General features: G+C 62.4%; 8 protein-coding genes and 1 pseudogene. 5 read left to right on the forward strand and 4 right to left on the reverse strand.

What is annotated here, in order from left to right:
• Window positions 1-39: 39 nt before the first annotated feature.
• Together QRN34_RS03275 and QRN34_RS03280 are read left to right on the forward strand one after the other, a co-directional pair.
• A pseudogene (locus tag QRN34_RS03275) lies at window positions 40-141 on the forward strand (IS5/IS1182 family transposase); the annotation flags it as partial.
• A 115-nt stretch (window positions 142-256) separates the two neighbouring features.
• The gene (locus QRN34_RS03280; protein WP_285401943.1) at window positions 257-535 is read left to right on the forward strand and encodes a hypothetical protein; all 279 of its coding nucleotides are present in this window, start codon (window positions 257-259) and stop codon (window positions 533-535) included.
• A gap of 1139 nt (window positions 536-1674) precedes the next feature.
• Here QRN34_RS03280 and QRN34_RS03285 read toward each other — a convergent pair.
• The 3 genes from QRN34_RS03285 to QRN34_RS03295 are packed head-to-tail and all read right to left on the reverse strand — an operon-like array spanning window position 1675 to window position 7281.
• Complete coding sequence (locus QRN34_RS03285) at window positions 1675-2802, reverse strand: phosphatidylinositol-specific phospholipase C1-like protein (protein WP_285401944.1); 1128 nt, start codon at window positions 2800-2802, stop codon at window positions 1675-1677.
• Window positions 2803-2819: 17 nt separating this feature from the next.
• On the reverse strand, window positions 2820-5066 hold the full coding sequence (locus QRN34_RS03290) for a GH92 family glycosyl hydrolase (RefSeq protein ID WP_285401945.1): 2247 nt from the start codon (window positions 5064-5066) through the stop codon (window positions 2820-2822).
• A gap of 28 nt (window positions 5067-5094) precedes the next feature.
• Window positions 5095-7281 carry a TonB-dependent receptor gene (locus tag QRN34_RS03295; protein WP_285401947.1) on the reverse strand — a complete coding sequence of 729 codons (2187 nt, stop codon included), beginning with the start codon at window positions 7279-7281 and terminating at the stop codon, window positions 5095-5097.
• 277 nt (window positions 7282-7558) lie between these two features.
• Here QRN34_RS03295 and QRN34_RS03300 point away from each other — a divergent pair, with 277 nt between their 5' ends.
• The 3 genes from QRN34_RS03300 to QRN34_RS03310 all read left to right on the forward strand — a co-directional run bounded on the left by QRN34_RS03300 (window position 7559) and on the right by QRN34_RS03310 (window position 11055).
• Complete coding sequence (locus tag QRN34_RS03300) at window positions 7559-8260, forward strand: TetR/AcrR family transcriptional regulator (RefSeq protein ID WP_036140546.1); 702 nt, start codon at window positions 7559-7561, stop codon at window positions 8258-8260.
• A 101-nt stretch (window positions 8261-8361) separates the two neighbouring features.
• Window positions 8362-9153 carry a lysozyme inhibitor LprI family protein gene (locus tag QRN34_RS03305; RefSeq protein WP_285401948.1) on the forward strand — a complete coding sequence of 264 codons (792 nt, stop codon included), beginning with the start codon at window positions 8362-8364 and terminating at the stop codon, window positions 9151-9153.
• 27 nt (window positions 9154-9180) lie between these two features.
• Window positions 9181-11055 carry a peptidoglycan-binding domain-containing protein gene (locus QRN34_RS03310; RefSeq protein ID WP_285401949.1) on the forward strand — a complete coding sequence of 625 codons (1875 nt, stop codon included), beginning with the start codon at window positions 9181-9183 and terminating at the stop codon, window positions 11053-11055.
• A 177-nt stretch (window positions 11056-11232) separates the two neighbouring features.
• Here QRN34_RS03310 and QRN34_RS03315 read toward each other — a convergent pair whose 3' ends face one another.
• Window positions 11233-11775, reverse strand: coding sequence for a hypothetical protein (locus tag QRN34_RS03315; RefSeq protein WP_285401951.1), 543 nt, complete (start codon window positions 11773-11775; stop codon window positions 11233-11235).
• Window positions 11776-11801: the final 26 nt, after the last annotated feature.

The raw sequence follows: 11801 nt of genomic DNA on the forward strand, positions 1-11801 counted from the left end.
GTCGCTGGCGATCGCCGGCATAAGCGGAAGTGTCGACATCGGTTTGTCGGTATCGAACTGGGACGCGAGCCGATTCCCAATGAGGCAACGGTTGGTAAGTTCCGTCACTTGCTTGAGAATCTCGGCTTGACGGCCGACCTGCTTGTAACCGCCAGTTGCTATCTGCAAGGACATGGGTGCGTCTTTCTCAGGCCACCAACTTGCGAAGGCTAGCCGGATTTAAAAGCGTTAGAACTGGAAAGTGAAATGAGGACGCATGACGAGAGATGAATTTGATCAATATATTAAACCCCATTTGTCGGGATATGTACTTTCTTATTCTTCATTTAAAGGTGGTGACTTCGGCGACATAGAAAGGGTTGATTTGGAGGGAAAATCAAGGATAGGGGGAATCGACTTCTGGTCTGAGGGGTGGGTGGGAATTCATGTCGTCGACCTACGCATTCAGGAAGAAGTTATGAATGTAATGATTGGGCCGGATAGGGTCGGCGAAGTTCCCGTAATCTTCGATAAGTTGATCAAGCTCCTCTATTGAAAGGTCTTAGTTAACCATGAGATCAACCCATTTACTGCTGGCACGCGAACAAGAGATTAGGCCTACATCCCCCGTCCAAAGGAAGGTATGCCACCAGCAATCATCGTATAGTGAGGTCTGGCATTAGGTCTGGGTATATAATGTTTCTCCAGTTTGAGAATGGTCAGGAGCTTAGGTTATCCCGGACGGCAATGCGATGGAATTGTATGTAATCACTACTCGCTCTGGGGTTTTTTCCGTTATGTTAAGTGAAAAGAATGGCTGTTGAGTAGCTTGCAGTTGGAGTTAACTAGTATGAACTTTCACAAGTTGAGTGAAGGTGGGGTACGTAATGATGCCGGGGTACTAATCCAGATAAAGCATCCGGACTACTTGGAGTATCGTGACGGAGGATGTTCTGCGGACATATCGATTGGGTATGATCGGGATGGAAAAAAAATTTACGTGTATGCTCGCGATTTGACGCATTGGGTAAGCACGGACTTGCGCTCGGTTATATCCGAAGCGAAAAGGCAGGAGATATGTAATAACTTAATCGAAGGACTCGGACTTCTGACCGGTAACTATGTAATTTGCTAGGTTATAGAGTGGCTTCGAGAACAGTTGTGGGGTGATGTCGGAGGTGGTCGTGGACAGGCAAGATCCGAGAATGTACATTCTTGAAAATTGAGAGGGCAGAAAGTTCTTATTCTTGAAAAGTACTTGCAAATGCTGGGCTAACCCCGTCGAAAAAGTGATAGAGGGCTTAAGCCCCAGGGCGTTTCTTCCCACGCCGGAACGATCCATAGCGTACTGTTCAGAAGTATCTGGCTCGGCCGTACTTCCTTTCGCGCAGGCCGTCGGTGAAGACCTAATGGCTTGTTTTTTGTCACGCCGTTCAAGTCCGTAGATGTAGTTCTGTTGAATCCTTGGGCCGATGATCAAAGAGAACGAATCAGAGCAAGATTTTCGAGCTACGAAGATTGGCTCGAGTATGCAGCGAATGTTTCTCAAGTTGTTACTGATCGCGATCGCTTGGAAGATGATGATTGATTAAATAATTTGCCATTTGATTTTTTTTAGGAGCTGATGGAGAAGGCGCGAAAACATCAATTTTTAGTATTGAAGAATTATAATTAAGTCACCTATCCCAATAGTAGCTATCGGGCCTCCAGCGCCGCGTGCGGACACTGCCCCTTCGTCGTAACCACCGGATTGCACCGCACCGTCACCCCACCCGGAAAACCCACCGAGTAACCATGCTCCGACGGCTCGCCAGCCGGGTAATCCGTGCTGATCAGCTGGGCTCCGCTGGCCAGCACAACATCGCGGCGTGTCGTGTCGTTCTTGACGCCTTGTCCCTGCGCCGGATCGTCGGTCCGCGCACGCACGATATAGCCCCGACGCACCAGCGCGTCGATCTCGTCCGCCGAGCATTCGTTGCACTCGGTGAACGCGGCATCGTCGGCGCCCGGCGTGGCGTTGGTGAAGATCAGCCGGCCACGTAGCGAAGGATGACCCTCACCGTACACGACTTCCACCTTGCGCTGATCGAGCAGGAACACCACCTTGCCGCGTGCCTTGCCCAGGGTGGGCCAGCCTCCCGCGCGCACGGCTTCGTCGAGGCTAGTGTGATCGCCGCGCACATCGTCGGGAACGATCATCTCGTCGCGCGGGAACACCGAGGCGATCTCCGCATCCAAGGCATCGAAGACGGCGGGCGTGAAGGGCTCCGGCATGACGGTCGGGATCTTCGCCTTGAGCGGCTCATCCTTGGTTTCGACCAGCACGAACAGCGGCGCGTGTCCGGGGTGCGCGCGCGACCACGCACGCAGTTCGGTCAGGCATGCGGTGAATGGTTGGCAGGTGCTGCGCTGGTCCACGCCCTGGATGTGCATGACCTTGAAGCCGGGTTTCTCCCAGACGCCCGGCGCCGCGGTCGGCGGGTCGGGCGGGAGGCCGTTCATCGCGATGAGGTGGTCGATCGCCGGGTCGAGGTACAGGCCGCCCTTGGCATCCGCGAACACGTCCAGCTCCACCTGGCGCACGCCGTCGTCGAGTTGGCGGGTCAGGGAAGGGTGGCGATAGTCGATCGCCGCGAACTCCTTCGGCGCTTCCTTCTGCATCACGCGCGTGGCGCTGGGTGCAAAGCCGGCGTGATAGCTGTTGTGCGTGCCGATGACCTGGATCTGGTTGAGGCGGAGGTCACTCGTCGCGGCAAACGCAGCCGATGCGACGAGGAACGAAGCCGCGGCGAGCGGCAGCAGGCGGAAACGAAGGGAAGCCATGGGTATCCTCGGGGCGATCAGTGGCGGGCGCGTGTGCACAGGGCGAAGTCGGGGTCGGACAGGGACGGCGGGGGCGACGTGGTACCCCAGCGCGAGGGCGACGGCCCCATGACGAGGTCGAGGGTGCCGCCTTTGTCGATCTGGCCGTGGCGGAACCACGCCGCATCGAGTGGCTGTCCGTTGAGCGTGGCCGACTGCACATAGCGGTTCGTACCGTCCGGCGTGAAGTTCGTGGCATGCACGGTAAAGGTCTCGCCACCGCCCAGGTCGATCCGTGATTCGCTGAATGAGGGCGTGCCGATCAGGTAGACGTCCTGGCCCGCGTTCGGATAGAAACCCATCGACTGGAAGGCGTACCAGCTGGACATCGCGCCGGAATCGTCATTACCCGGAATGCCCGAGCGATCCGCACCAAACGCGCGGTGCAGGAACGTCGTGACGCGATCGGCGGTGAGGTCGGGGCGTCCTGCCCAGAGGTAGAGGTCCGGGATCAGGAAGCCCGGCTCGTTGGTCATGTCGAAATGCAGGTTGTCGAACACCGTGTCCAGGCGCTTCACGAAGGCCTCGTTGCCGCCCGACAGCGCGATCAACCGGCGGACGTCCTGCGGGGCGTAGAGCGAATACGTCCACAGATCGCCTTCGTAGTAGAAGTCCGGCCAGGTGCCTCGGCGGACCAGGTACTGCGCAGCCCAGCTGCCATCGGCGTTGCGGGGACGAAGAAAGCCGGTGACGCCTTCCTGCGCGCTCATGGCATCCCACAGGTTGGCCCAGTTACCGGCGTGCTCGCGGTAACGCTTTGCCTCGTCGGCGTGGCCCAGGCCACAGGCCAACTCGGCGATGGCAAAGTCGTCGTAAGCATATTCCACGGTGCGCGACCCGGCCCGCTCGGTGGGCTGGGCCACGTAGCCCAGGCGGTTGTAGGTCTCCAGGCCGCCACGTCCTTCCTTGCGTGCATCGGCGGGAGCGACGGTGGCGTCTTTCATCATCGCCTTGAACGCCGTGGCGTAGTCGATGCCGGTCAGCCCTTTGACGTACGCATCGGCCACCAGCACATCGGCATTGCTGCCGCCCTGCGTGCGTCCGTTATCGTTACCGACCCGCGCATCGGGCATGTAGCCGGTGTGGCGGAAGGTATCGACCAGCGAGCGAATGATGTCACGCTGCACGTCCGGCACGATCAGGGTCAGTAAGGGTCCCTGGCTGCGGAACGTATCCCAGATGGCCTGGAAGTCGTCGTAGTAAGGTTCGTTCGAGGTCCACTTCGGGTTTTCGTCCGTGTGGTCGGAGGGCATCATCATCGTGTGGTAGAGCGCCGTATAGAACATGCGGCGCCGGGTCGCGTCCGCCCCCGCGATCTCGATACGTCCCAGTACCTTGTTCCACGCTGCCACCGCCGCCTGGTGCACACCGTCGAAATCCCAGCCGTGCGCTTCGGTCGTCGCGTTGCGACGGGCCTGGGATTCGCTGACGAACGAGATGCCGACCTTCGCCTGGATCGCCTGGCCGGCCGTGACCGCGTAATCGAACGAGACCCCGAGTGGCATGGCGCCGGTGGTGCTCACCGTGGATGCATTGCTCACGGCGGTGTCGCGCCACGTACGAGTGGCCGACGCCGGAGTGTCGACGATCATGTCCACATACACATCGTACGGTCCGCCTTCGTTCCAGCCGCCGACGTAATGCCCCACGCCCGTCACCTCGGTGGGCGAGACCACGCGCAGTTCGCCGCCGAGGAACCGCTGGCTTTCCGGGCCGGTGTCCTTGTAGAGCAGGTCGAGGTCGAGCGTGATGTGGCCGTCGCCGTCCTTCGCGAAGGTGTAGCGATGCATGCCCATGCGGCGCGTGGCGGTCATCTCGGCTTTTACGCCGTATCGCGTGAGGTCCACGGCGTAGTAACCGGCGGCGGACACCTCGTTGGCCCGTGGCGAGTGGAACGCGCCGGGTTCCAGCTCGCCGGTGGTGGCCATGACGCGCACGTTCTCGTATTTGCCCGATCCGCCGCTGAGATGCAGGTGCGAGAAGCCGCGGATGTCGCCGGTGCTCTGGAAACCCTTCCGATAGCCATAGTCACGCACGTCGGGACCGACCTTGACCATGCCGAAGGGCAGCGTGGCGCCGACGAACACCTCGCCGAACCAGTCCGATCCGATGAGCGGATCGACGTCGCCGGCATGGTCGGTGGCCATGGCGGCAGGCGTTGCTAGGATCAGGCAGGCGAGGGCGACAGCGAAGGTGTTTCGTACCGTGGAGCGGTGGGTATGCATCGATGCACTTTCCTGTTCAACGGTCCGATCAGAACGTGTAGGTGGCCTGCACGGTGTAGTTGCGCCGTGCCAGGTAGTAGTACGTCGGGTCCTTGGCCAGGCCGTTGCCCTGGATCGCGGTGCGATGGTCGAACAGGTTGTTGGTCGACAGCTGTAGCCTCAGGTCGGGCGTGAAGCGGTAGCCGATGTTGAAATTGGTGTAGTTGTAGCGGGGCAACCGCGTGTTCGGGTTGTAAGTGGCGCCGCCGGTCTCGCCCACGCCGGCGAAGCGCGTGCCCACGTACTTGACCAGGAACGAGCCATACAGCGGGCCATGGTCGTAGATGAAGCCGGCATCCGCCGTGGACATCGGCGCATTGGCGATCTGCCGACGGGTCGTCTTCGAATACGCGCTGTTGATGCTGCCGTTGGCGGTCACGCTGAACCCGGAGTCGCCCAGGATGTGCGTGAGCTCACCTTCCACGCCCTTGTAGATCACGCCGCCCTGGTTCACGAACACGCTGACCAACGCGCCGCCGGGCCCGATCGGTTCATCGACGCTGGTGACCAGGTTGCCGAAGTCGATGTAGTAGACGTCCACGTCCGCCACGGTGGTCGGGGTCTTCCATACCACGCCGGCCTGGTAGTTCGTGGTGGTCTGCGGCTCGACGTTGCCGGTGCCGGCTGTGCCCTGCAGAATATTGACCTTGGGCGCCTGGAAGCCTTTGGCTACCTGCGCATACGCGGCCAGGCTCGGCGAGAACCGGTAATTGGCCGCCACGGAGGTGAGCGTGGTGGCGAAATGGCCGCTACCGCCCACCGGCAGGAAGTTGGAGACACCGTCGAGCGTGCGGTCGAACACGATCTGCTTCACGCCCGGCACAATGCTCAGGTTCTCCAGCGGGTGCCAGTCGATCTCGAGGTAGCTCTGCGTCGTGTTCGTGTGCTGGCGGGTGTCGATGATGTTGGCGTTCGGCTCGCCCTTGAGGACGCGCGGCGTCATCGTGGAAAGATCCACCGTCACCTGGTCCTGTACCTGGTAGGTGCGCTCGGCCCAGATACCCGCTTTCACGGTGCTCTGGAGCCAGCCGCTACCGACGTCTTTCTCCGCGGTGAGGAAATCGCCCACCGCGCGATACCGGCTGTTGTTGAACGCACCCGGGACACCGCCACCGGGTAGGAGTGCGTTGTTCGGCACCGCACCGATCAGGCTCACGGCCCCCGGGCCGCTGTCACGCAGGCCGTAGGTGTAAAACTTGTTGTCGACGCGCCAGTCGCCGTAGTCGCCATGCAGCTGGAGGTATTCGAAATCGGCATGACGGTCGTCGATGTTGTAGCTGGCGTAGCCCTGCGAGGTCGGATCGTCGTTCAGGCCACCGAATTCCAGGCCATAGAGATCGGTGCGCTTCCGGGGCTGGGCGGTGAAGGTGTTCCACTTCACCTTGTTGTAGTCGGCTACCAGGGTGAGCGTCGTGTTGTCGCCGACTGGTTGGTTGACCTTGAACAGCACGTTGTCCTGGCGAAAGCCGGCGTGGTCGATCAGGCCGTCGGATTCGGTGTGGCTGTAATTGACCGAGGCCTCGGTGCCGATCTTGTTCATCGCACCGGTGTTGCCGGTGCCGGCCACCTGCCACGTGGCGCCGCTGCCGTACATGGCGGACACCTGGCCGGACGGTTTGTCCGTAGTGGGTGCGGAGTACAGCGCCACGGTGCCGCCGAAGGTCGCGTTGCCGAGGTTGCTGGCCGTTCCCGGGCCACGGTCGACCACAACCTTGTCCAGGGACGGCCCCGGAAAGAACGCCGTGGTGGCGTGGCCGAAGGCTCCGGGATCGCCGAAGGGAATGCCGTCGAACGTCACGTCGTATTCGCCGTCCTGGAAACCGCGGATGGTGGCGCTCTTGCTGGACAGGCCGGCACCGTTCGGAGCGGCGTTCACCGCGGAAGGCGTGAGTTCCACCAGCGCCAGGTAGTCCGCCTTCGGTGTCGCGATCGTGTGGATGAAATTCGCGCTCAGCACCGACTGCGGTTCGATCTCGAACAGGTTGCCCTGTGAAGGCGCGAGCGCCGCGGCACTGCCGGGTGGTGCGAGATTCGGATCGTCCACGCCTGCGGATACCGCGACACCTTGCAGGGTGGTCGTCTGTTTCGTGATGCCGGCGTCCGTGGTGCCTGCCGTCGCGCCGATGGCGGTGGCGAGTGCCGCCAGGCCGAATCCAAACCGTACCGTCTGATGCATTGCGTCGAAACTCCTGCGTAAATCGGCCGCGCGGTGGCCCGCAACGGTCAGCTCTGACGAGGCCGAAGGGCATGGGATGGAAGCTGTGGGGGAGGGGTGTTTAAAACAGTAATCAAAGCTATCGTGTGCACGTGACAGTGCCTTGACGTTTACATGGCGTCTGGTGCGGAAAGTCAGCGTCTTGCGTTGCAACGTGCGTGCACGCATGGAAGAACTATCATGCGAAACCCTTCAACTGATCGTCAGAATTTGCGATCACTCCTTTCGAGGTAGACCCATGAAAAGCGTTACGCGTCGAAGGAAGAACGACGCGCGTCCGGCGATACCGCTGGACACCAAGCAGCAGCCGGTCCAGCAGCGTTCGCTGGAAACCTTCGAGTCGATCCTCGAGGTCACTGCGCGGCTGCTTGGAGAAGTCGGCGTGGAACGGCTTTCGACGAACCTGATTTGCGCCCAGGCGGGCATCTCGCCGCCGGCGCTGTATCGCTATTTCCCCAACAAGTACGCCATCCTCAAGGTGTTGGGCGAACGCCTGATGGCCTGCCAGAACAAGGCCTATCGCGCGTGGCTGGAAGAGGAACAGGCACTGGAGTACGACGGCTCGCGCGAGGCCAGCATCCGTGGCCTGCGCGACATGCAGGCGGCGATCAATGCCGCCACGCTGGCCTTTCCCGGTGCCGTGTGGATCATGCGAGCGCTGCGCGCCATACCCACGCTGCGCCATATCCGTCTCGATTCACACGACGACGTGGCGGAAACGAGCTTCAAAGGTCTACGTGACCGCTACCCGAGCGCGGACCCGGAAGCGCTGCGCGTAGCGATGAGACTCTCCACCGAGGTGATGTATGCCGCGACGGAAATGGCGGTGGATCATCCGACGATGGATGGCCATGTCATCAACAGCGAGGTTGCCGAGATGGTGGTGCGTTACTACGACAAGTTCGTCGAGGGCGAAAAGCGCGAGGCCGAAAAGCGCTAGGCGTTCGCGGAACGGGTTGGCGCGGGTCATGGCGAATCGTTCACTCTTTCGCTGTTACCCTCCCGCGCGGGAACAGGGGTTACCTCTCATCGGGAGTTGCAATGCGTGTGACGCGAAAGGATAGGATCCAGGTACGTGGTGCCCTGCGCGGGTGCGGCCTGGCCGTGGCGCTGGCCCTGTGCCATGTGGCTGCCGCGGCCCCGACCGGCCAGGACGAGGCGACACGTAACTACGACGCGCAGGATGTGCGGCTCAATGCCGTGTACAAGAAGCTGATGCAGTCCCTGGACGAGCCGGGACGCAAGGCGCTTCGCGACGAAGAGCGTCAATGGGTGGCCGGCCGCAACCAGTCCTGTGGCGTGCCCCCGGGCAGCACGGCCAAGAACGAATGCACCACCACCCAGGCCAGCTTCCGGGCCGACGAGCTCGCATCGCGCCTGAAAGCCGCCGGTGGCACGCGCGTATCCGCAACTCCGTCCACGACAGGCGCAGCCACAGGCACCGCCATCGTTGGCGACTGGGGCTACCGCAGCGACTGCAATCTGGGTCATGCCGCCCAGCTCGGCGTCACCGCGTCGACCGCAAAAACGGCCGAAGGCACCTGGTCCGACGGCACCCACCAGTCCGGCAGCCAGGGTCGCTTCAAGGGCGAGTGGCGGGACGGCAAGCTGTATACGCGTTTCTGTGCCGACCCGGCCGAGCGCGGCGGCTATCCCGCGTGCCCGGCCTATGGCGACGTCTCGGCCTATGTCGTGCCCGAGGGCAAGCGGCTGGCGTGGTACCAGGCCGAGGGCCCGGCCAGCGAAGGCAACTATTCGAAATACGTCACGCTTGACCGCGTGCCGAAGGGTGGCAGGGCGCCGCTCGATACCCAGTGCAAGGACGCCCCGTAACACCGACCGTTAACCAGGAGTTGGAAGATGCCAGGATTGACCGATAACGAAGCCAGGGCGCTGTCGTATTTCGCCATTGGCGTGAGTTCGGAAGGCGGCGATGTCGCCTACAAATTGAGTTTCGCGGGCAATGTGCGCAACGACGCGCACGGCAACCCAGCGATGCACCCGATCGGCAACAGCGGCTTTTCCATCGGTACGCTGCAGACCGACCTGGGCCAGCATCCCGAAGTGGCCACGCAACTCACCGACGCCTACCAGACGTGGGCGCGTACGGCGCATCCGGACTGGGCCCTGAATGCGGCCCAGCGCACCCAGACGATCGACGACCTGGGGCGCACCGGCCGCCAGATCACCGCCCAGCATGGCCGTCCGCTGGACGCGACGGTCAAGTCGCACCTGGACAGCTTCATGGCCAGTGATGCGGGCGTCGACTTCGTGCACCGTCACGACACCGCGCAGGTGGACCGCCTGATGACCAAGGCGATCGGCCCGCTCCAGCAGACGCCGCTGTACCAGCATGCGTCGGAGCAGGACCAGGCGCGGCTGATCACGATGACCGCCAAGCTCTACAACCAGAGCGAGGTGTACGGCAATCGCCTGGTCGGGCAGTTGCAGAACAACGAGCACCACAGCGTCGACGACGTCAAGCACTCGATCGACCGCTACCCGGATTACGTACGCGACGGCCGCGACCACGCGCTGGCCGGCACGGCGCTGTTCAACGACTTGCAAGCCACGGGTGCGAACCATCCGCTACGCCCGGCGTGGGACCACGTGCTCACCAACCCGACGGTCAATCCGACGCAGCTTGGCAACGATCCCACGCATCCCAACCTGCCGCACGAATACGCCGCCATCCGCGACGCGTTCACCGATCCGGCTCACTCGCGTGGCATGGTGCAGGCGCTGGGTGAGGGCGGTTCCTATGCGAATACGCAGAACAAGCGCGGGTTCGTGGCGGAAGGCCGCGACCTGGTGACGTGGGATCGCTCGGGACACGCGCAGGCGCTGGTCAACGGCCAGTGGAGCACGCTCAACAGCCGGGATATTTCCACCCACGTCAACGCCGACAAGACCCTGGACGTGAATGTGCATCGCAACGGTGCCGACGAGCGGCTGCTGCACGTTACCCACCCCGGCCATGTGCGTAGCCAGCCGGCCGCTGCGCCTGCCGCGCACGGACAGTCCGCATCGCACGGGCAGGGTGCGCCACAGCACAGCCAGGCTAGCGGGGAGCACATCCAGCGCGCCGGCACGTTGCGCGAACACGATCGCGCCCCGCAGGTTCAGGCCTTGCAGGGCCAGCTTGCCGCGCTGGGTTACAAGGGCGCGGACGGCAAGGCCCTGCATCCGGATGGCGATTTCGGCGGCAACACCAGGCATGCTTTGCAGTCGTTCCAGCGCGATCACCAGCTGACCCAGGACGGCATCGCCGGATCGAAGACCATGGAAGCATTGCACGCTGCTACCCAGCGTCCGGTGGCCCAGAGCGCCGGCCTCGCCGATCCCACGCACGCCGGTAACGCGATGTACAAGCAGGCGCTGGATGCCGTGCACGGGATCGATGCGCAGCAGGGGCGCACGCCGGACCAGATGAGCAACAACTTTGCCGGCTCGCTGGCGAACAAGGCCCACGAGCAGGGCCTGACCCGGATCGACCACGTGGTGCTCAGCGACGACGCCAAGCGTGCCTATGCGGTGCAGGGTGAGTTGAACTCGCCGTTCAAGCGGATCGCCGAGGTGGACGTGGCCCAGTCTGTGGCCAAGCCGCTGGAGCAGAGCAGCCGCGAGTGGCTGCCGGCGTTACAGCCGCAGAACCCGGCGCCGCAGCCGAGCCAGGCGCCGCAGCAGAGTCCGCCGACGCCGACGCCGCCTGAACCGATGGCTCCGCATCGGTGAGGCACTAAAAAACCGGCCGCCTTTTGGGCGGCCGGTTAGTTCGGTGGGTACGGTGGTCCGATTACCGCGCGGGGCCGCCATGCTGAAGGTTTTGCCGTTGGCTCTCGGCGTGTCCAGCATGACCGAGGCCCTCCATGTCGCTCTGTGCCAACGTGCCGCCTGGGCCACGCGACGCGATTATCGCCCCGGTACGCCGGTTTTCTCGATCGCAGGGTCGCTCTTCCACTTGAGCGTGGCGTCGATGAGCGCATCGTCTTCCGTGTCGATGATCTTGCCGGCTCGGCAGGTGCTCTGTTTCAGTGGTTTTGGCTGGCCATCCTTGATGACCGTCAATCCGCCATCCTGAAGGTTGTTGGCTCCCGATACCGAGTAGACGACGTATTTGAAACCCGCGTTGGTGAACGCATACGCATATCCGCCGCTGTTACCGCCGAACATGAGGTGGGTACGCGTGAAAGCGGCTGTTTCCCCGCTGGCAGGGTATGTCAGTTCAGGCGTGGCACCGACCCGGCCATAGCCGTAGTAGAAACGGCCTGCACCGTGGGCGACGTCCCCCGCCGCGCAGATGGAGACCGTCTTGCTTCCGCTAGCGAGCGGGCAGGAGAACACAGGCTGGTCGCCTTTGGCGCACATCGTCGGTGCGGACGTGGCGAAGCCGGCGTTGGTTGAGAACGGCGCCATGGCGGCGATCAGTAACAGGGTCCTGGAAAGTAACTTCATAGGTCAATCCGGTTAGTGACATTTCG

The organism is Luteibacter sp. ME-Dv--P-043b (assembly GCF_030209605.1).
Taxonomy (GTDB): Bacteria; Pseudomonadota; Gammaproteobacteria; order Xanthomonadales; family Rhodanobacteraceae; genus Luteibacter.